16 protein-coding genes are annotated in these 21500 nt (G+C 44.9%); 13 read left to right on the top strand and 3 right to left on the bottom strand.

The annotated features are described in order from the left end of the window. Positions 1–41 precede the first annotated feature (41 nt). Entirely contained in the window at positions 42–1520 is a 1479-nt protein-coding gene (locus G4V62_RS04690; protein WP_212508661.1) for an alpha-L-fucosidase, read from the top strand. Between the two features lie 145 nt (positions 1521–1665). Here the strand turns inward: G4V62_RS04690 and G4V62_RS04685 are convergent, their stop codons facing one another. From G4V62_RS04685 to G4V62_RS04675, 3 genes are all read right to left on the bottom strand, one after another. Continuing rightward, positions 1666–2481 (bottom strand): sensor histidine kinase, encoded by an 816-nt coding sequence (locus G4V62_RS04685; protein WP_246218264.1) that lies wholly within the window; start codon positions 2479–2481, stop codon positions 1666–1668. 124 nt (positions 2482–2605) lie between these two features. Further along, a complete protein-coding gene (locus G4V62_RS04680; protein ID WP_165199709.1) occupies positions 2606–3124 on the bottom strand; it encodes a hypothetical protein in 519 nt (172 codons plus the stop codon). A 73-nt stretch (positions 3125–3197) separates the two neighbouring features. Beyond that, positions 3198–3809, bottom strand: coding sequence for a response regulator transcription factor (locus tag G4V62_RS04675; RefSeq protein WP_165199707.1), 612 nt, complete (start codon positions 3807–3809; stop codon positions 3198–3200). A gap of 174 nt (positions 3810–3983) precedes the next feature. Here G4V62_RS04675 and G4V62_RS04670 point away from each other — a divergent pair, with 174 nt between their 5' ends. The 12 genes from G4V62_RS04670 (at position 3984) to G4V62_RS04615 (ending at position 21130) form a co-directional block, all read left to right on the top strand. After that, the gene (locus tag G4V62_RS04670) at positions 3984–4715 is read left to right on the top strand and encodes an S-layer homology domain-containing protein (protein ID WP_165199705.1); all 732 of its coding nucleotides are present in this window, start codon (positions 3984–3986) and stop codon (positions 4713–4715) included. Positions 4716–5068: 353 nt separating this feature from the next. Beyond that, complete coding sequence (locus tag G4V62_RS04665) at positions 5069–5314, top strand: hypothetical protein (RefSeq protein ID WP_165199703.1); 246 nt, start codon at positions 5069–5071, stop codon at positions 5312–5314. Between the two features lie 522 nt (positions 5315–5836). Then, complete coding sequence (locus G4V62_RS04660) at positions 5837–7621, top strand: M3 family oligoendopeptidase (RefSeq protein ID WP_165199701.1); 1785 nt, start codon at positions 5837–5839, stop codon at positions 7619–7621. Between the two features lie 20 nt (positions 7622–7641). Next, positions 7642–8712: a C45 family autoproteolytic acyltransferase/hydrolase gene (locus G4V62_RS04655; protein ID WP_165199699.1), complete on the top strand. Its 1071-nt coding sequence runs from the start codon at positions 7642–7644 to the stop codon at positions 8710–8712. Positions 8713–8992: 280 nt separating this feature from the next. Further along, the gene (locus G4V62_RS04650; protein WP_165199697.1) at positions 8993–11341 is read left to right on the top strand and encodes a tripartite tricarboxylate transporter TctB family protein; all 2349 of its coding nucleotides are present in this window, start codon (positions 8993–8995) and stop codon (positions 11339–11341) included. Next, positions 11334–12266, top strand: coding sequence for an ABC transporter ATP-binding protein (locus tag G4V62_RS04645; protein WP_165199695.1), 933 nt, complete (start codon positions 11334–11336; stop codon positions 12264–12266). Before G4V62_RS04650 ends, G4V62_RS04645 begins: the two co-directional genes overlap by 8 nt. Further along, positions 12263–13156: an ABC transporter permease gene (locus tag G4V62_RS04640; protein WP_165199693.1), complete on the top strand. Its 894-nt coding sequence runs from the start codon at positions 12263–12265 to the stop codon at positions 13154–13156. The genes G4V62_RS04645 and G4V62_RS04640 overlap by 4 nt, the downstream gene beginning before the upstream one ends. Next, positions 13131–14699: a DUF8809 domain-containing protein gene (locus tag G4V62_RS04635; RefSeq protein ID WP_165199691.1), complete on the top strand. Its 1569-nt coding sequence runs from the start codon at positions 13131–13133 to the stop codon at positions 14697–14699. The genes G4V62_RS04640 and G4V62_RS04635 overlap by 26 nt, the downstream gene beginning before the upstream one ends. A gap of 3 nt (positions 14700–14702) precedes the next feature. After that, positions 14703–15707 (top strand): AAA family ATPase, encoded by a 1005-nt coding sequence (locus G4V62_RS04630; RefSeq protein WP_376768268.1) that lies wholly within the window; start codon positions 14703–14705, stop codon positions 15705–15707. Continuing rightward, complete coding sequence (locus G4V62_RS04625) at positions 15704–16579, top strand: DUF58 domain-containing protein (RefSeq protein WP_165199689.1); 876 nt, start codon at positions 15704–15706, stop codon at positions 16577–16579. Before G4V62_RS04630 ends, G4V62_RS04625 begins: the two co-directional genes overlap by 4 nt. An 11-nt stretch (positions 16580–16590) precedes the next feature. Continuing rightward, the gene (locus G4V62_RS04620; RefSeq protein WP_165199687.1) at positions 16591–18375 is read left to right on the top strand and encodes a vWA domain-containing protein; all 1785 of its coding nucleotides are present in this window, start codon (positions 16591–16593) and stop codon (positions 18373–18375) included. Continuing rightward, entirely contained in the window at positions 18365–21130 is a 2766-nt protein-coding gene (locus G4V62_RS04615; protein ID WP_165199685.1) for a VWA domain-containing protein, read from the top strand. Before G4V62_RS04620 ends, G4V62_RS04615 begins: the two co-directional genes overlap by 11 nt. Positions 21131–21500 lie beyond the last annotated feature (370 nt).

The raw sequence follows: 21500 nt of genomic DNA, 5'->3' as shown, positions 1-21500 counted from the left end.
TGAGAGTAGGATCAATTGTACTAATACCTAGGAGGAAAACGATGATGGAGCAAAAAATTACAGATTATTTAAAAGACATTGATCGTGTGATTCAAAAAGGACGGTTTAAAGACAATTGGGATTCGCTATCGCAATATGAATTACCAAAATGGTACCGTGATGCGAAGTTTGGTATCTTCATTCACTGGGGGGTGTACGCGGTCCCTGCGTTTGGAAATGAATGGTACCCTAGAAATATGTACATTCAAGGCTCGAAGGAATATGAGCACCACATTCAAACGTATGGAAATCATAAGGATTTTGGCTATAAAGACTTTATCCCAATGTTTAAAGCCGAGCAGTTTAATCCAGATGAATGGGCCGAGCTGTTTAAAAACGCGGGTGCAAAGTATGTCATGCCTGTCGCGGAACATCATGATGGCTTTCAAATGTATAAAAGCGATTTCTCTCGTTTTAATGCCTATGAAATGGGACCAGAGCGCGACATCGTCGGTGAATTAGGCTCGGCATTAGAAAAAAGAAACATTCCGTTAAGTACCTCGTCACATCGGATAGAACATTGGTTCTTTATGGGGCACGGAAAAGAATTTGCTAGTGATATTAACGAGCCGCTTGAAAGAGGGGATTTCTATTGGCCAGCCATGCCTGAGCCGAAACACCATGATTTACATAGTCCGTCCCCGTCGAAAGCGTTTCTTGAGGATTGGCTCATTCGTACGTGCGAAATTGTTGATCGCTATCGACCGAAAATCATGTGGTTCGATTGGTGGATTCAGCATCAGTCAGTTAAACCTTATTTGAAAAAATTTGCGGCGTATTATTATAATCGTGCCGATGAGTGGGGAATTGACGTCGCGATCAACTATAAACACGATGCCTTTATGTTCGGTACGGCTGTGATCGATATAGAAAGAGGACAATTTGCCGAACAGAAGCCTTACTTTTGGCAAACAGATACTTCCGTAGCAAAAAACTCCTGGTGCTACACAGAAAATAATGATTACAAAACGGCGAATGAATTGATTTGTGACCTTGTCGATATTGTCAGTAAAAATGGGAGTTTATTATTAAATATCGGACCGAAGGCAGACGGAACGATCCCTGATGAGGATAAGGAAATTCTGCTCAAGATTGGTGACTGGCTAAACGTGAACGGTGAGGCGATTTATCATAGTCAAGTTTGGCGGAAGTTTGGTGAGGGACCTACAGAAGTCCAAGAGGGACAATTTACAGATGAGAAATCAAAACAGTTTACGGCCGAAGATATTCGCTTTACAGTGAATGGCTCCTACCTTTATGCGACTGTATTGAATTATCCGGAAGATGGAAAAGTCAACATTCAATCGCTAGCTGAGCAGGACGCGTCTAAGCTGCCTCATTTTCATGGCCTAATTAAAGACGTTGCTGTTTTAGGCTTTGATGAAAAACCGAATTGGGAGCGAACCGCTGACGGGTTAAAGGTGACAACGAATCACGTCAAAAGTGAAATGCCTGTGACAATCAAAATCCTCATTGATTAGAAAGATCAGCCATTAAATGTTTTTGGAGTGTATAAGAGCTTGGATTTGGTGACAATTCATTAAAAAGTAACGGAGAGAAACGGTCAAGTTAAATAAAAAGTGTCATAAAACCGCTAATTCTAAAAGAGACTTAGCGGTTTTACTATTATTTCCGATCGCTTTTTGGAGCTTTCGCTTGATCGCCATGATCCGTTCGAGGCAACACGATGACAAACGTCGTCTCAACGTTTCGTTCACTCTTTACATGGATGGTGCCATGGTGCGCTTCGACGATCTCTTGGACGAGGGAAAGACCGATCCCGAAGCCTTCATTTTTCCGCTCTTGGCTACCTTGGAAAAAGCGTTCAAAGATGAGCTTTTGCTGTTCTTCAAGAATGCCAGATCCGCGGTCTGTAATCGCCATGATCACTTGTCCTTTTTGTTCACACAATTGAATGCCAAGGTATTTACCGGAAGCACCATGAAGCATGGCGTTATCTATAACATTGCGGATGGCTCGGTCGATGAGCTGTCCATCAACTTCAGCGATGACGACTTGATCTGGAATGGATATCGACGTTTTAATGCCTTTATGATCAAGCATTGGGATATAATCAGCCAATGTTCTTCTAAGCAAGCCAACGATGTTGGTCGGTTTTTTAGTGACATTCATTCCGAGTGAGTCAAGATTAGAAATATTAAATAGTGTGTTCATTAATCTTTCCATATACTGCGATTGCCTAAAGATGAGTTGAGTGTAGGCGTGGAGCTCTGCTTCATCTTTGTACATTCCTTGATTAATCGTTTCCGCGTAGCCGAGAATGTTCGTTAACGGTGTTTTTAAATCGTGGGATAAATTTGATACTAACGCCTTTCTCTTCGTTTCTTGATCATGAATTTGATTCACTTGCTCGTGAATACGTAAAGCCATCGCATTAAAGTGCTCTGTTAAATCGTGAATTTCATCGTGTGCGGGCTTCATTTTCACTTGAACAGCCTCTGGGTGTTTCTGGGCGCGGTCAAGAGATAAATTTTTTAATCCATTATTTAATGTGGTGAGACGCTTACGTAAGCTATTGAAAAATGATATGAAAACAAGTACGGTGTCAGTAAAAATGCAAAAAAGGTATAAGCAGGGTGAGCCAGTCTTTGTTGTCTTCAACGTATATGAAAAATTGCGTATTTTGCATCGCTTTACTTGGAACATGGATATGGAGGAAAAAACGTCCGTCATCTACATTTGCCGGAAAGAGAAAATGGGCGTCTTGTTCTTTTGTCCATAGGCTGTACGGTTGTTCAACAAACAAGTTACTGTATTCGGAAAAGCTGTAAGGCGTCGTTCGCCCGGTCGACGAATAAAGGATCGTGCCATCATCGTGAAACCACTCAAATTGCAGTGAAGGGTGGTCATTTTCATAGGAAGTGAGAATTCTTTTAAGTGAAGACGTGTCGGTTGGTGTGTGGTTTATCTCATCAATCATTGCATGTGCCAGTGGTTTTACATCATTGTGTGTGTAACCAGGCTGTGATAATTGGCCAAGTGGTAAAGCGATCAATACAAATACGACAACAGCGACCACGCTGCTGATAAAAAAATAGAGCCACAGCTTCAACGACAGCTTCATGACATCGCCTCTTCAAAGCGGTAACCGATGCTGCGGATCGTAATGATATGTTGAGGTTTTTGCGGATCATCTTCTATTTTTTGCGCAAGTAATTCATATACACACTTAAGTTATTGGCATCGAAATGATCGTGCTTCCAAACCGCCTCATACATATCTTCTTTTGTTAAAATGTGTCCAGGATGACGCATTAAAAACAGCAGTAACTTGTATTCTGTCGGCGATAATGATTGGCGAACACCGTGCTTTTCGACCGTTTGGGAAGACATATGTAAGGTGATTTCTCCGACCTGAAGTCGATTGGTTGCCATCATGTTTCGACTTCGGCGAATGTTCGCGGTAATTCGGGCGACAAGCTCTGAAGGAACGAAGGGCTTTGTCATATAGTCGTCAGCACCTAATCCGAGGCTCTCGATTTTTTTGTCGATGTCGTGAAGGGCGCTTACGATGATTATCGGTGTGTTCAATTGTAATGAACGCGCATGACGAAGTACATCCATCCCATCCGCTCCATCCATCATTAAATCAAGCAAAATTAAGTCGAATGTTTCGTGCTGCATCATGTGAAGCGCAGACAGGCCATCCGCTGCTTCACGATATTGAAGACCTGCATTCGTCAAGTGTTTTCCAATTAAATGGCGAATGTTTTTTTCATCATCAACGATTAAAATTCGATCGCCTTCCATCATATCGCCTCCTCTGCAATCACTTCACTTTATTATAATGGAATTTTCATCTCTGTTGTTCTCTTGTGGATAAACCTTTAAGACTTCTCTAAGATTGGCTACTTCTCCCTCTAGTAAAATAATGGCAATGATAAACGAGTGACGCTCGACGATCCGGCGGGGAAAGGTATTGTTGTGAGCGCAGGACAGCGCTTTGACGAAGTCGTAGGTGTTCTATATCAACCAACCACTCAGTCAGTCACGTTTGTCCCAAGTAAACAAACAAAAAGGGCAAACGGTGCACAAGAGCTGATGATGCAAACACGTTATGATGGGTATTACGCATTCGTCAAGAAGGGAAACGTCAGCTTTCTCGATATGGCGGAGCATTGGGCGAAAGCAGACGTTGAAGACATGGCACAGCAGCTCATCATTCAAGGGGTGTCGGAAAAGCGATTTTCCCCAGATGACTTCATCACGCGTGGCGAGTTCACAGCCTTTTTGACAAGCGCCCTAGGTGTACAGCCTCAAGAACAAATCAGTGAGCAATTTATTGACGTTCATCAAGGCATGTTTTATGCCGGGGCAATCGAAGCAGCTGTGCAGGCAGGACTGATGCAAGGTGTGTCTCTTGAACGATTCTCCCCAAATGAGCCCATGACTCGAGAACAAATGGCTGTCATGATCGTAAAATCAATGCATTTTGCCGGTAAACCGCCAGTTGAAAGCGGCTCGCAAAAGCTGCGTTCATATTTGGATCATGAAAAGATTTCTGCATGGGCTAAGGAGGCTATGAGTGATACCGTCCAAACCGGTATATTGAATGGGGTGAGTGAAACTTTCATAGCTCCAAAGGACAATGTGACAAGAGCACAGGCAGCAGTCATGCTGAAACGATTGCTCCTATATGTAGAATACACCCGATAAAACGGTGTGATATAGTGTTTTTCTATAGAGCATTCTTTCATAAGAACCGAGACAGTGTAGATAAAGCTTAATTGACTTTATCTACACTGTTTTTTGCGGAGAAAGATAAGGAAAATCATAGCTGTATTCGTCATTTTACTTCTGCAATGTCGGGATGGCGAAATAGGGCAAACAAACGCTTTCTTTTTTTGTGCAATGTCTCATTCATCATGGTATAGTTAAAGAACCTATTCTTTCATTGGAAATAAAACTTGACGAAACTTTGAAAATGTGCGTTTGCAGGGTTAAATAAAGCGGATTGTGGGAATAGTATAATAAAAACATGATTGTTATATGAAAGGAAGAAAATCAGCATGAGAAAGAAAATTCCCTTGCTGGCGGCAGCCCTATCATTCATTTGGCCGGGCGTCGGTCAAGTGTATAATGACGATGGGCCAAAGGGTGTTTTGTTTGCTTTGCTGTATGGATTGTTATTTATCGCCTATGAACAGGTTCTACCGAATTTAGGTTACTTTCTAATGACCGCAGTATTACTTTATAGCATTTTTCATGCATATAAAATGGCCGATTATATGAATCAGGCAGGTCCTAGTCATTAGCTATACCGTTATAAACTTTGTAACAGGCTGAAAAACAACCGAGTAGTTGCTCAGTGAACACGAATAGACGGTCTTTACACGTGAACACCTTTTCTTTTCTGAAAAGGTGTTTTATCAATGTTGGACTTAAAAACCAAAGAAAAATACGGGTTTATCCTAAAAAAGGATCGGGTATTATTCGCCATGGAAAGGGGTTTGGTTTACGTTGTATAAAGTTGATAAAAAACATCGTCTCATTCACATTCATCGTGAGGGTCAAGCCGTATGCGGATTCGACAATTCGGACTCAACAGTAGCCATGTTAACTTATGTGAGGCAATTGACGACTTACAAAAGATATAAGTTTTGTTCGGAGTGTGTGAAAATCACGACAAACGTTCATTCCGCAGTCAGGTAACGTCAGCGATCGGAGTTTTTGAAGAACGTCCGATCTTTTTTATGCATAAATTTGGAAAGTTTACAGTCGTCACCAGCTTCATTATATAGTATACTGGATGAATTAAATGAAAAGGAGGAAAATTCGTGCAACAAACGTGGGAATTGGATTCCATTTTTTCAGGAGGTAGTGACTCTACGGCATTTCGCGATTTTTTAACGACTTTGGAAACAGACTTACAGCAGTTTAGTGAAAGTGTTCAAAGCTGGGACAGCAAAGATTCAAATGACCTTTTGCAACTGATTGATGAGATGAGTCATGTCGTTTTGTCGTTAAGGGAAGCTTCGGCATATGTCTCTTGCCTTCTCGCCCAAAATACGACAGATCAAGGTGCCAAGCAGCTGCAAGATCGTTTATCTAGCATCGCAGTAAAGGTGAAAAATGCAAACACTGCATTTGAAAGCAAAATCGCAAAAGTCGATGAAACGATGTGGAACACATGGATGGACTCAGAGGCATTTTCTGAGATGTCATTTTATCTAAACGAAAAGCGAGAGCAATCGAGTAGCACGCTGCCAGAAGCTGAAGAGGAGCTCATCAATGCCTTGTCAGTTGATGGGTACCAAGGGTGGGGGCAAATGTATCAGGTGCTCGTCCAATCTATTCGCATTCCTGTTGATGATAACGGACAGGAAAAGCTACTGTCTGCTGGGCAAGCTGCGAACAAAATGGTGTCTGCTGATGCGCACGTAAGAAATCAAGTTTTTTCGGCTTGGGAACAGGCATGGGCAGATAAAGGTCAACTCTTTGCTGAAACGCTGAATCATTTGAGCGGTTTTCGCTTACAAGTGTATAAGGCACGCGGATGGAATGATGTGATGTACGAGTCCTTGCAAAGGAATCGGATGAAAAAAGAAACATTGACGGCAATGTGGTCAGCTATTGCAAAACATAAACAGCCATTTGTCGATTATTTACACCGTAAGGCGAAGTTGCTTGGAAAAGACAAGCTTGAATGGCAAGATGTTGAGGCTCCTTTAGGAGAGAATGACAATCATATCCCTTATGCGCAAGGGGGAAAAATGATTATCACGCAGTTTGAATCGTTCGGCTCGACACTTGCTGCCTTTGCAGAAACAGCTTTTGCAAATTGTTGGATTGAAGCCGAGGATCGCGATAACAAACGTCCAGGTGGTTTTTGTACAACGTTTGGTCTATCTAAGGAATCAAGAATCTTTATGACCTATTCTGGGACGATGTCCAATGTGTCAACGCTGGCGCATGAACTGGGGCATGCCTTTCACAACTATGCTTTACGTGATGTGCACCCGTTCCGACGCTGGTATGCGATGAACGTCGCTGAAACAGCGTCGACGTTTGCGGAGCAGATCGTACATAACGCTGCCATAAAGCATGCGAAAACGAAAGAAGAGCAAATCGCCTTGCTTGATGATAAGCTTCAGCGTAGCGTAGCATTTTTTATGAACATTCATGCCCGCTACCTCTTTGAAACGCGTTTCTATGAGGTGCGTTCTCAAGGAATGGTGCCTTACAAGAAAATCAATGATCTGATGGTCGACGCGCAACAAGAAGCGTTTGCAGGGGCATTGGCTAGCTATCATCCTCATTTTTGGGCATCCAAGCTACATTTTTACATGACAGGTGTTCCGTTTTATAATTACCCATACACATTCGGTTATCTTTTTTCATTAGGTATATATGCACAAGCTCAGCAAGAAGGAAAATCGTTTGAACAAAAGTACATCGCTCTTTTACAGGATACAGCATCAATGAGCGTGGAAGATTTGGCAGCAAAGCATTTAGGTGCAGATATTACAACCGAAGCATTTTGGGAGCAAGGGATCTCACTAACGTTAACCGATGTGGAAGCTTTCATGGAGTTAACAGCAGCAGAACCGAAGCATTCATAAATTTTGAAAGAGGGACACGATTGGGATACGTCACAACAACGATATTTGCAGACGAACAATCCAATTGGGATTTTGGTTTACGGCAGGGCCGTGCGATGAAGTCGCATTTGCTTTTGCAATATTACGAGAAGCAGCTGAAAAAGATCAATAAACGCTCTAAAACAGATGTTGACCGTGCGCGAAAGCTGTTTTTACGCTATGCGCCTGGTGTCTGGGCTGAGATGGAAGGGCTTGCGGAAGGGCTGAAGTGGCCGTTTGTCGATGTTTTGCATCTGTTCGGAGGATACCGGGCGGATTGGAAAGCTTCGGGATGCAGTGCCTATACGAGTGCGGGGATTTATGCTCGTAATTACGATTATCATCCAAAAACATATGAAAACCGGCTCGTTTTTTGGAAGCCAGCAAAGGGATATGCGTCCGTAGGTCCGGCGCAGCGCTTGATCGGACGAATGGACGGGATGAACGAAAAAGGCTTGGCAGTAGGGTATCACTTCATTCATCGGCTACAAGCAGGTGAAGGATTTCTCTGCACGACGATTACCCGGCTTTTATTGGAAAGCTGTGCATCAGTGGAAGAGGCAATTGTCTTTTTAAAAGAAATTCCTCATCGTCATTCGTTTATTTACAGTCTTGCGGACCGTTTTCATCACTCCGCGCTCGTGGAGGCCTCGCCGCGAAAGGTCGCCGTTTTTTCAGGTGAAGCTCTCGTTTGTGCCAATCATTTTGCAGCACCGAGCATGCAGGATGAAAATCGTCGTGTGCTGACCCATTCACAAGAACGTTTGGATGTGTTAAAGGGTTTACCTGCTAGAATGAAGGTTGATGAGGCATATCAAAGATTTACTAACCCGAAGCACGGCATTTTTCAAGACCAATACGCAAATTGGGCGGGAACAATCCATACATCTGTATATGATACGACGAAGCTGACGCTTTCATTTGGCCTTGGGCCCAATCAACCACCGGCTCGGTTGTCGCTTAAAGAATGGTTGAATGGAAGTGTATTGCCTGAAGGTGTTATCTGTGGATGGCTACCAACGGATTTTAGTTTTCCTGCAGATAAAGCGTCCAATACATTTCCAAGTGTTTAATAGAAGTAAAAAAAGGCATCATGTCCAATGTTTTTAACCTCAGAAAAAGGAACATACTTTCTTTTTCCGAGGTTTTTTGTATGGAAAGGAAAGTCAGCTGCTAGGATTTTTATGGTATCATTGGGAATGACGTTGTAAAAGGGTTGGACGTCAATTTGACACTGGTTTTCAAGGCGACTTTTCAAAGTTATGAAGATGTTTTTCGTATAGTATTGGAAAAATGGTTCGTCTATCCAAGTAGTACTACATATTGCGTTAGAGGATGATGGAGGGAAACATAATGAAAAAACGGTATCAGTGGACATGGGTTTTTACCTTTGTCTTGTTGATCTGCAGCTGGTGGGCTGACCCTGTTCAAGCCGAAGAACCATTGCATATCGAGGTAGAGGCAGGAATCGACGGGTACGTTAAAAGGGATACAGGATTTCCAGTACATATCTCGATTTCAAATCAAAGTGACGAGGATGTGTCTGGTGATCTCGTTATTAAAGCCGCCGCTAATTACGACCAATTAGGAAATGTTGTTCAGGCGGTTGATTTACCTGCGGGGAGTACTAAGCATGTCACACTCTCTCTTCCAGGGGATCATCTGTGGTATAACGGATCACCGTCATTGCAGCAACAAGACATGATTCTTTTTTATGAAGGTGGGTGGGAAGAAGGAGCGCGGCTCGAATTATCAGGGGATAAGCAAGTACAAACGAGCCCGATTGAACCCTCAACGATCATGCTCGGATTGCTTTCATCATCATCAAAAACGTATGAAGGCATTGACACTCAAGAAGCAATGTCACGAAGAGCGTTGACGATGGAGCCGGAAGATGTGCCAGAAGATCATTTAGGGTTTGAAATGTTTGACGCCTTGCTTATTGATCGCTTTTCTTTACCAACGTTGTCTGACTCACAGCAGGAAGCGTTGGAGCAATGGCTGTATAACGGTGGTTTAATCATTATCGGAGCAGATGCAACTTTGGCTGAAAAAATGCAGCCGATTGCGAAACACTTGCCCTTATCTGACATGCAGTTGAGTGATGCCAAATTACAAGTTTTAGAGAACGGCATGCCTCTTGATCGTATGGATGTGTATCAAAGCACGTTAGCCGACGGTGCAGAGATTATTCAGAAAACTGGGGCGACAGGCGAGCTCATTTTAAGTGCGAAAAAAACGGTCGGTCAAGGGAGTGTTATACAGCTCGCTTTTTCCCCATCCGACCCAGCCTTTGTAAGTTGGAGCGACAAAACGGCATTTTATGATGCTTTGCTACAACAGAATCCTACGGACCCTTATCGAAATCATGCGGATATGCAATGGAGCATGAAAAATGCTTCAAGCGAATTTCAAGCGAACCTTATTCCCATTTGGGGCTTCGTTCTTATTATTCTCGCATACGTTGCTCTAATATATCCAATTGGTTATTTTATCTTAAAACGTCTCGATCGTCGTGGATATTTATGGTGGATCATTCCTTCTGTCGGCATTGCATTTAGCTTAACGATTTTCTTCCTTGGGGTACAAAATCATTGGAAGGGTGCCAAAATCAATGAGGTGTCGTTATTAACACTTCATGAAGACGGCGTAGCGACAGGGAATATGGGAGTTTCCTTTTTGTCGAGCCGTGACGGCGCTTATACGGTCGAATTAAATGATCGAGTACATGGTGCGTTTTCGTTTGAAAGCAACAATTCAATCACGATGTCTAGCCAGCCAACGAATCAGTCAATGGTTCGATATGGACCTGGGGAGTCGACAATGACTTTCCCAAAAACCAATTACTACTCGATATACAGCACAGTTGGCGATGTTTATCTGCCTGATGCTGGATCATTTTCTGCCGATTTGACCTTTGAAGATGGACAGCTTACAGGAAGCCTGCAAAACAATACAGCATTTTCAGTAGAAGATAGTTACATATTTGCTGGTCAAGAATTGGTTCAGCTTGGTGCAATCGGTCAGGGAGAGACGAAAGACATCGGTACACCGATGGCTGAGCAGCTTATTTGGAATCCGCCGAGCCGGGTCAGTCAAATGATTCCAGATAAAACAGCCTTAAATGAGCTAGATCAAGAAACGCTATCTAATTTGATGGATTTTTATGAGAGTAGTCATTTTATTGATAATAGACCAGTGCTTGTTTCTTTTGTGCGCGACCCACTATTTAGCGAGATGGAGAATGGGCGTGTTGAACGAGCATTACACGTACTTTTGCAGCCCATTGATATCGACATTAAAACGGATGGACAGGTCACGCTAAATCAAGAAGCTTTTTACATCAACACGTTGTCATTGGACGGGGGGCCACCTGGTGGCACGATTGACCAATTTGGTGCAGGGAAAAGAATTGTGCTGCATCGAGATCGAGTTCAGTTCTTTTATGAATTGCCGAATAGAGAAGCACTCGACTCGGTGCAATGGGAGACGTTGCAAATTTGGCCTGGTGAACATCCTCAGGCGTTTAAGATTTATAATGTATCAACGGACACTTGGGAAGCACTTCCTGAGGGAGAATTGAATCCGGAAGACTATTTGTCATCTGAATCTCAGCAAATATTGATGATGATCGAAAATCAACACGTAATGGATATCGGTGTTCCTGAAGTCCAATTGAAAGGAGTCACCTCAGATGATTGAAATCAATGAACTTACGAAGCGATATGGTCGTTTTACCGCTTTAAACGAATTAAATCTACACGTCGAGGAAGGCTCGGTTTTTGGTTTTGTCGGACAGAATGGTGCGGGAAAATCAACGACATTTTCAATTTTAGCCACGCTGCTAACCCCGACGTCAGGACACGCCCATATCGATGGTCATGACGTCGTCCAATCTCCAAATAAAGTTCGTCAAGTCATTGGCTATATGCCGGACTTCTTCGGCGTCTACGATCAATTAAAAGCCGACGAATATTTAGATTTTTACGGTGCAATGTACAATCTTTCTGTATCCGAACGAAAAGCGATGATACCGCAGCTATTAGAGCTTGTGAATTTGACGCATAAAAAAGATGAGTACGTTGATTTGCTGTCACGTGGGATGAAGCAGAGGCTTTGTCTAGCGAGAGCGTTAATCCATGATCCAAAGGTGTTAATTTTGGACGAACCGGCTTCCGGGCTGGATCCGCGGGCACGTGTTGAAATGAGAGAGATTTTGAAAGAATTAAAGTCGATGAATAAAACGATCATTATTTCCTCTCACATTCTTCCTGAGCTCGCTGAAATGTGTGATTCGATCGGGGTCATTGATCAAGGAGAGTTAAAAGCGGAAGGTTCCATTAACGACATCCGTCAGCAGTTAAATTCAAAACGTATTCTCAAAGTACGCGTCATTAGGGAACAAGAGAAAGCCATGCGCTTTTTTGAAGATCAACCGCTCACTTCTGCTGTCGATGTTGAGCATGACACCTTAATATTTGGGTTTCAAGGCTCGTTAGAAGATCAAGAGAAGCTTTTGCGTGATGCGGTTGCCTCAGAGATTAGTGTCGTCCAATTTGAGGAAGCGGAAACAGGTCTTGAAGAAATCTTTATGGAAATTACGAAGGAGGTGGACCTGTCCTCATGAAGCAGCTATGGATGAATCCAGTCCTTCAAAAAGAATTAAAGTTGCGCTTTCGTTCAGGAAAAAGTGCGATTGGCATGGGTTTGTATACAGGTATTTTATCATTGTCAATGCTATCCATTTTAGCTTTAATGAATGAGGGACAATCTTCGCTCGTTTATCAACCAGACAATGGTCGCGTGTTGTTTGTTATGATGTCGATGTTTCAGCTTGGGCTCATATTGTTTGTCGTCCCAGCGCTGACCGCAGGTGTCATTAGTGGTGAAAGAGAGCGGCAGACGTTACAAATGCTGCTCGTCACAAACCAATCTTCTATGAGCATTGTGATCGGAAAATTGTTTGCGTCTTTAGCTTATATGATTCTTCTTGTGCTCTCGACCGCACCAATTTATGCCATTATCTTTTTATATGGTGGTTTATCACTCGGTGAGGTGGCGCAAACCTTTTTAATGTATTTATTTATCATGCTGACCATCGGGGCAGTTGGTCTCGCTGTATCTGCGCTTATTCGCCGGACGATCGTAGCCATTATAACGACGTACGCCATTACGTTTGCTTTTTCAGTTGGAACTGTTTTTCTGACGTATGTCAGCATGGCGTTTGCTGAGGTCTCACAGCAGCAGACGGTGTGGGCGCCTTTTATTTTTTCGTCACTTAGCTTTCCGTTAATGTTGTTGGAAGTGATGGGGGTAGGCTTTATTGACGACATTATAATAACATTTGGTCACCAATCGCCTGGAATCTCTAGCTGGTTGTTGTTCTTCTCGGTTTATTTTATGGTCATTATAACAGGGATGATCATCGCCATAAGAAAGCTTCGCCCAAATATGAAACAAGGAAAAAGACGAGTGAGGAAGGGGGAGAGCGGTGGAAGAGAAAAAAGCATTTCATGATTTACTTAAGGAGATAGAGAAGCGTTTATGGCTGCGACATAGTGTACACTTCGTTCAATGGGCTCTTGGTTTACTGGCCGGTATGTTTTTCTTAAGTGCTGTCGTTTATCGAATATTTCCTGATTGGCCGTGGACATGGCTATGGCTCATTGGCACAGTCGTCGTATTTTTTGTGGTTGGGTGGTTTTCTTGGAAGCGACGCCCACACCGAAAGCAAGCGGCGAGGGTGTATGACGGTGAAACGAGTGATCGTCCGGTGACGACAGCTGTTGATTACCTTGAAGACGATGCATTTATCGCAGTGCTACAGAGACGAGAAGCGATCCGTTCGATGAAGCAGGTCAAGCCGCAAGTGCTGCAAAAAGCTCGACCACGCTTTGATTGGCGTCCGCTAACCATGCTTTTCGTATCTACGATCGGTACGGCGCTCAGCTTTTATTTTCCGAGCGACGGGATGCGTGAGGCTGCTTTAGCTAGTGATCATCAGCGCTTGGCTGCGGCTGCAAAGGAGCAAGTATCTACTTTGGAAGAGGAGCTGCCCGATGAGCGGTTAAAAGAGGCGCTAGAACGCTTAAACGAACGAATTGGAAAAGAACAGACCGCTAAAGAGACGCTGTCTGATGTCATGGAAGCTGAAAAAGAGCTTAATGCGCTTCGTGAGGAACAAGAACAACTCGCCGAAGAGGCAAAAAAGCAACAGCAGGACTTGGCTGAAGCCGGTTTATCTGAGCTTGTTGACAAGGCTAAGCAACAGCAGGTGAACGAATTAACGAAAGAATTACAGTCTTTGCAAGATGCTTTTTCGGAGTTGACAGATGCACAAAAAGCACAGTTGGCGCAAATGGCTAACGAGGCTGCCAATGACGCCTTTGCCTCTTTAAGTGAAGATCAGTTGAAGGCGATCGCAGAGCAGCTTGCTGAGCAAATGGCATCTCTTCAGCTTGCCAAACAGGTAGGACAGCTACAAGCAGATGTCCAAGCGCTTGCGCAATCGTTGTCACAGCAAATGGCAGCTGCAGGACTCGAGGGTGCGGAATCGCTCGCTTTTTCAGGAGATCCGACGCCATCATCTTCCGTTGATCCTTCGCAAGGCACCGGAGACGGTGACAGTCAAGGATCGAATGGTACGAGCGGAGGTCAGAGCGGATCATCAGGTGAAGGTGGGGAAGGTAGCGGTTCAGGAAGCGGAAGTGGTCAAGGCTCAGGAAGCGGTGGATCTGGCGCAGGCAGTGGTGCCGGTCAAGGCTCAGGTCAAGGTGCCGGTCAGGGGACGACTGAGATCGGTGAGCTCACCTTTCCTGAAAGGTTGGACGGACCTTCACAAACGGAGGTCGATACAGGAGAGCTTGGTGAGGGCGGCAGCGAAGTCCAACAGACGCCAGGAGCCCCAGCAACGAAAGGGTCTGTTCGACCGTACGAAGAAATGTACGAGACATATGAACAGGTGTATAGAGATAGTATGAACCGTCAAGCACTTCCTCCTCAGTTGGAGGAAGCGGTGAAAGGGTATTTTTCTGAAATACGACCAGAAGGAGACGAATAATTGATGACGATGGAGCAGGAAGAGCAACGGTTTAATGCTGTGCGGCAGCAGCTGATAAAGACAAAGGAAGCGATTCAAACCGTCATGGTCGGTCAAGAGAATGTCATTGATCAAGTGCTTTGGACAATTCTTTCGCAAGGACATGCCTTGCTAGAAGGAATGCCTGGACAAGGGAAAACCGTACTGATAAAAACCATTTCGGAAGTCATGGATTTAAGCTTCTCGCGCATTCAATTTACACCAGATTTAATGCCTTCTGATATTACCGGTACGATGATGATTCAACCGGATGATGCAGGGAGGCAGTCATTTACTTTTCATCAAGGTCCAGTGTTTTCGCAGTTACTGCTCGCCGATGAAATTAACCGTGCAACACCGAAAACACAGAGCGCGTTACTAGAAGCAATGGCAGAAAGAACCGTCACAGTCATGGGAACGACGCATCAATTGCCTGTGCCGTTTTTTGTTCTTGCTACACAAAACCCAGTCGACCTTGAGGGAACATACCCTTTACCGGAGGCGCAAATGGACCGCTTTCTTTGTAAAGTATTGATGGAGTCCCCGTCAAAAGCGCACTTGAAGGAAATGGTTAAACGTACTGTTCTGCATGAGCGTTCCGAGATTTCTAAGATGATGAATGGTGAGCAACTATTGGAGGCGCAACGTTGTGTACGGCAAGTCCTTGTCGGTGATGATGTGCTCGACTATGCCATTCATTTAATCGCCGCAACACAAGTGGATGAAGAAACAGCACCTTCGAGCGTGAAAAAGTATATTCAGTTCGGTGCGGGTCCGCGCGGGCTACAGAGCTTAATTCAAATTGCTAAAGCGAGGGCATTCATGGAAGGACGGTATCATATGTCAACAGGAGACATTGATATGGTCGCGCATCCAGTCTTGCGTCATCGTCTACTGTTAAATTTTGAAGGAGAAACTGAAAGCCTGACAATTGATGACATGATTGATGACGTTTTAAGAGCGACGAAAGAGGTTGTGCTGGCGCGATGAGAGATCAGAGTAAAACGCTGATCTCCGCGGCGTTTCAAAAAAAGCTGCGACGCAAAGTAATCCAACCAAATGCAGTGAAAACAGGCTTTCATTCTGGGAAAAGAAAGTCACGCTCAGCCGGACAATCTTTAGATTTTGCCGATTTTCGCGAGTATCATCCAGGCGACGACGTGAGACAAATGGATTGGAATGTCTACGCACGTACGAACAAGCATTATATTAAGCAGTTTCTCGATCAGCGAGAGCTGTCTGTCGTCCTCTACCTTGATGCGAGCTTATCAATGGCGCATGACGCAGAAAAATGGCTACGCCTCAAGCAGATTGCTGGTGCCTTAGGGTGTGTCAGTTTATTAGGCGAGGATCGGTTTAGTCTGATTCCTGTCGGCTCTTCGACGCGGCCGTGGCTTTTAAAAAAAGGCGGTGGGCATGCGGCGAATTTATTAAGCTATTTGGAGGGCGTCGAAAGTAGTCAGCAAACGTTTGCCGAAGGTTTAGCAAAGACAACGCTCCCGAAAACGTCGTTAAGCATCGTCTGTAGTGATTTCCTTGAGCCGGTTGAGCCAATGCTTCATGCTCTCCGCAAACTTCACCATCGCTCTGATGTGTGGCTGCTTCAGCTCCTCTCGAGCTCGGAGGTAACTCCGGCCTATGATGGCGATGTCCGGCTTATCGACGTAGAAACGTCTAACGATGTTCAAGTGAGTATGCATGAACGCATCATTCGGAAATATGAACAAAAGCTTAAGGATCACAGTGGAACATTACAGCAGTTTGCTTTGCAACGAGGGATGGGATGGCTCAGTGTGTCGACAGATATGTCGGTTGAGCAAATCGTTCTTGAAGCGATGGTTAAGCAAGGCTGGGTCAAGTAAGGGGGGATTAGATGGGTATCACTGCACCTTGGTTTTTATCATTAAGTATTTTTCTCATAGGTGTCATCCTTCTCTACTTTTTTCGTCGCCAGTATGTGCCTTTAACGATATCGAGCAATTTATTATGGGAACAAGTGATGGAGGAGTATCAGGCAACGCGTTGGTACAAAAGAATGCAGCGGCATTGGCTTCTCTTGCTGCAGCTGATTATTTTGAGTCTTCTCATTGGGGCAATGATACAACCGTATTTGTATACAGAAGGCATAAAGGGTGAGCAAATTATTGTTGTACTCGATACGTCTGGATCTATGGCGGCTAGTCATGGTGACGATGCAAATACGTTTCATGAAGCGATTCAGCAGGCAAAGGATGTCGTTTCGAAAAAAAACGCAACCCAGCAAGTGACTTTGCTTCTTACTGGACCGCAGCCAGCAATCGCTTTACAGGGAGAGACTGCGAAAGGAAAAATAAATAAAGCTTTAGATGAAGCCAAGCTGACGTATACCGGGGATCACATTCAAGAAGCATTGAAGCTGGCTGAAGCGCTATCGTCACGCATGCCGTCCTCCATTCACGTCTTTAGTGATGTAGCTCAAAGCGGCGACAGTGAGACGGTTGTATTTCATTCTGTCGAAAACCAAGCCCAAGCCAATGCTTATGTATCAGCATTTGGTGTTCGTAGGGAAGGTCAAGACATCGGTGGTGTCGTCAATCTACGTCAAACGGGTCGGCAAGAATTGAACGGCCAGTTGCGCGTATTTGCCGAGGACGAGCTATTTTATGATCAACCGGTGTCTGTGTCTGGTGAGAAGCCGACAACAGTCACACTGTCTACGGTGCCGCAAGCCTTATATTATAAAGCGGAAATCGTTTTTGAAGGCGATATGCTTCCTGAAGATAATGCCCGTTTTGCTTTTTTAGGAGATGAAGGTGCTGGTCCGGTCTATTTTATGGGCGACGTTCCTTATTTTGTAGAGAAGGTTTATCAACAGCTAGGACATGAGGTTATTCAATTACAGTCCGCAAATGAAGCGACCTCGATGGTCGACAGACGAGGCTTAACTGTCGTTGCGGAAGCGGATGAAAGCTCATGGCCTGACGGACCCAAAATTATTTTTGCTCAGGAAGGTGGGCCATTTCAGCTCGAAGAACCTGAATCATTAGAAGGACCACTTACACGTAGTGATACGAATGCACTCATGTCGTACCTGTCGACAGAGAACATTTACATTGATCAGGCGAGCCGTTCGGAGGCTGACGCTGAGTTGACACCCGTTTTGGAGAGTGGCGAGATTCCTTTAATTTTGTCCGGACAGTATCAAGGAGACCCGGTTGTCGTCCTTACCTTTGACATCCACGACAGCAACTGGCCCTTGCTACCGAGTTTTCCGATCTTTTTCTATAATGCCTACGAAACACTTCAAGTGCAGGAAACGCATCTTGGCTATACAACACCAGGTGAGGCAATGTCGTTGCCATCATTTGTTACCCAAGCAAAATCGATCGTCGATGAAGCTGGCGATGAGCGAGTATCTTTAGAAGGTGAGTCTGAACAAATCATTGCGCCTGAACAGCCCGGTTTATACAAGCTCCAAAGTGGCGATGAGCTCATTCACTTTGCTGTACATATGCCGCTGGAGGAGTCGCAGTTTACTACAGAAGAGATGAGTGCAGCTTCTGATGGGATGCAGGAGAAAGCTGAGGCTGAAGGGCGTTATGCATTATGGCCATGGCTCATCGCTTTAGGTTTAATTGTCTTAGTGATCGAAGGGGAGGTGTATCGTCGTGGCATTTGATGTGAATCACCTGTGGGTGTTGCTACTGCTCGTCCCTTGCACGATCTTACTCGCTCATTGGGGGAAGTCACTTGGTGGACGTCAAGCATCGCTCGAGCACCGAATCGCGATGATCATTAGACCCGTCGTGTACGTGCTTCTTATTCTCGCACTCGCAGGATCTTCTGTACTTTGGCCGATATCGCACAAAAACGTTATTTTTGTCGCTGATACTTCTGCTTCGATGGCTCAAACGAAAGAAGCTATACAGGAGCATATTGCTCAAGCTGTTGAGCATAAACAGCCTGAGGATCGTTTTGGTATTGTGACGACGGCGTTGAATGCAGTGATTGAACGATCTGCGCAAACGTTACCGAGTTTTGGCACGGACTGGTCGGACATGACTGGTACAGCAACAAATTTAGCAGAAGGCATTCAGCTTGCATCCTCACTTCTCGCTGAAGAAGGTGGAGGGCGTATCGTCGTCATGACTGACGGGCAGGAGAACATTGGCACTGCTTCACAACAGGCAGCCTTGGCGAACAAACAGAACATTACGACCGATGTTTGGGCGTATGAGCCAACGCAAGGGAAAGATGCCATGATTCAATCATTGAACTCACCAGCTTACGCATTTCAAGGGGAAATGATGCCACTTGACCTTTCGATTGTGAGTAATGTCAATGCTGAAGCCCGGCTGCTTATTTATAAAAACAGCACAATTATTGTTGATGATACAGTTTCACTTCAAGAAGGTAGCACAGAGCTGACGTATTCGACGAAAGCAGAAGAAGCAGGCAGCGCCTTATTTCGGGCAGAGATTGCCCTTCCTGAAGATTCTATGCCTGAAAACAATGAATCCTATGCGGTCACAGAGGTGGATGGACCACCGCGGATTTTAGTCGTTGAAGGGGAGAAAGGTGAAGCGAGCAATGTGACGCAAGCTTTAGCTTCGTCAGGAATTCGGGTCGACGTCCGCTCTGTATCAGGACTTCCGAAGGAGCTGAATGCACTGCTAGCATTTGATGCACTCATTTTTGCTAACGTGTCGGCTACGGATGTATCTGAACAGCAAATGACGTTAATTCAAACCGCCGTGCAAGATACCGGCATGGGTTTTTTAATGACTGGAGGCGATGAAAGCTTCGGTTTAGGTGGCTATTTTGATACGCCGATCGAAGATCTCTTGCCTGTGAAAATGGAGTTAACCGGCAAGAAAGAAATACCTTCGCTCGGCATCGTTTTTGTCATAGACCGCTCCGGAAGTATGGCAGGAATGAAATTGCAGCTGGCAAAAGAAGCTGCCGTTCGTTCCATCGAAATGCTTCGTGAAAAAGATCAGCTCGGGGTCATCGCCTTTGATGAACAACCACATACTGTGCTTGATCTTGCGCCGCTGTCTAATAAAGAAAAAGCGGTTGACGATGTGCTTTCTATGACGCAAGGTGGCGGCACCGATATTTTTCCAGCTGTCCGCGAAGCTTATGAACAGCTGTTGCCTTTAAATGTGAAGCGAAAGCATATTGTCCTTTTAACAGATGGACATTCAAGCGGTGGTGGGAGTTACTCCGCACTTCTTGCTGAAGGAGCTCAGGAGAATATTACGCTTTCGTCCGTCGCAATTGGTTCTGGAGCGGATGCATCTCTGCTGCAAAGGTTGGCAGATGAAGGAAGTGGCCGATTCTACAATGTACAAGATATTAGCACCATTCCTAGCATTCTATCTCGTGAAACGGCAATGACGAGTCGTACATATATTGTAGATGACCCGTTTTTTCCGGCGCCTCATCAAGTAGAACCGTTGGGACAGTGGTTTCAGCAAGGTGTTCCGGAAATGAATGCCTATATTGCAACGACATTGAAAAATCGCTCCTCACTTTTGCTAGAGAGCAATCGCGAGGATCCTGTACTTGCGACGTGGACGTATGGTCTCGGACGCACAGCTGCCTGGACGTCCGATGTCACGGGAGAATGGTCTGGCGCATGGCCGGGCTGGTCATCTTGGGCTTCCATGTGGAATGGACTAGCTACTTGGTTGCTCCCTTCACAAACGAAAGAGCCATTTTATACTGAGGTTTATCGCGATGAAGGTGATGTACTCGTTGAATTAACAGCCGAATCTTTTGAGGCACGTGCTTTATCAAGTGAGATTGTGACAGCATCGGGCGAGTCGGTCGCTTCTTCTTTTTCTGTCACAGGTCCAGGCACATATGAAACACGTTTTGCTGGAGAAGCAGGCTTATATTATGTACTACTGTATGAAGGAGACGGAGAAGAGCGTCGCCTCGTTTACCGAAAAGGATTCGCCGCACCTTACTCCAATGAGTATCAATGGGCTAAAACGGACCAAACGGTGACACATGACATCATTCGCTCTGGAGAAGGACAACGAATAAAAAATGCGTCCGATTCGTTCAGACCATTGGCCAATCCCCCTGTTCAACGCACTGAATTAGCACCTTGGCTTGTGTTGCTTGCGTTTCTGCTATTTTTTGCAGAAATTGCTGTTCGGCGCCTTGGTTGGCCTTCGTTCTTAACGATCAAGCGTCAAGACCGAACGGATCGCAATGAGCCTTCACCAAATGAAAGTCGCTCTCCATTCTCAAATAAGGTGAAAGAAAACAAACCTACAGGTAAGCAAAAGCCTGCTGTGCCTACAGATAAGCCACCGCAAAAAGCGGCTTTAGGGGAAAATAAAAAAACCGGCGCGTCCTCTTCCAATGACGTAGACCGTATGAAGAGATTACTTGATGCAAAAAAAAGACGTTCACGATGAAAAGAAGCCCGCCAGATTTCTGGCGGGTCAGCCTGTTGACAAACGCATTCATCCGTCGTTACTCGTCTCCCTCGTCCTCTCATGAACTGAAGGTTCTATTCGAGTCTTCGCTTGCCTTCGCGCCTAGGCTGCGAAGCGTTTTCAAGTCAGGCTGAGGCTGAAAAAGTTGACAAACGCATTCATCCGTCGTTACTCGTCTCTCTCGTCCTCTCATGAACTGAAGGTTCTATTCGAGTCTTCGCTTGCCTTCGCGCCTAGGCTGCGAAGCGTTTTCAAGCCAGGCACTGAGAAAATTTGTTAAGTGGACGCTAAAAAATGAACAACCGTCTAGAAAGACTTTAATTACATTCTAAACCCCGCCAAATTTCTG

Origin of the sequence: Litoribacterium kuwaitense, from assembly GCF_011058155.1 — a bacterium.
GTDB classification, from domain to species: domain Bacteria; phylum Bacillota; class Bacilli; order Bacillales; family DSM-28697; genus Litoribacterium; species Litoribacterium kuwaitense.
The sequence above is the reverse complement of the archived record's forward strand: the minus strand, read 5'-3'. Positions and strand labels throughout refer to the sequence as shown.

Bases quoted from the DNA above. Each gene is read 5' to 3' on its own strand.
- G4V62_RS04645 (WP_165199695.1), top strand. From the start codon at position 11,334: ATGATTGAAATCAATGAACTTACGAAGCGATATGGTCGTTTTACCGCT.
- G4V62_RS04640 (WP_165199693.1), top strand. From the start codon at position 12,263: ATGAAGCAGCTATGGATGAATCCAGTCCTTCAAAAAGAATTAAAGTTG.
- G4V62_RS04620 (WP_165199687.1), top strand. From the start codon at position 16,591: ATGGGTATCACTGCACCTTGGTTTTTATCATTAAGTATTTTTCTCATA.
- G4V62_RS04630 (WP_376768268.1), top strand. From the start codon at position 14,703: ATGACGATGGAGCAGGAAGAGCAACGGTTTAATGCTGTGCGGCAGCAG.
- G4V62_RS04665 (WP_165199703.1), top strand. From the start codon at position 5,069: ATGAGAAAGAAAATTCCCTTGCTGGCGGCAGCCCTATCATTCATTTGG.
- G4V62_RS04680 (WP_165199709.1), bottom strand. From the start codon at position 3,124: ATGAAGCTGTCGTTGAAGCTGTGGCTCTATTTTTTTATCAGCAGCGTG.
- G4V62_RS04675 (WP_165199707.1), bottom strand. From the start codon at position 3,809: ATGGAAGGCGATCGAATTTTAATCGTTGATGATGAAAAAAACATTCGC.
- G4V62_RS04685 (WP_246218264.1), bottom strand. From the start codon at position 2,481: ATGAAGCCCGCACACGATGAAATTCACGATTTAACAGAGCACTTTAAT.
- G4V62_RS04650 (WP_165199697.1), top strand. From the start codon at position 8,993: ATGAAAAAACGGTATCAGTGGACATGGGTTTTTACCTTTGTCTTGTTG.
- G4V62_RS04625 (WP_165199689.1), top strand. From the start codon at position 15,704: ATGAGAGATCAGAGTAAAACGCTGATCTCCGCGGCGTTTCAAAAAAAG.
- G4V62_RS04690 (WP_212508661.1), top strand. From the start codon at position 42: ATGATGGAGCAAAAAATTACAGATTATTTAAAAGACATTGATCGTGTG.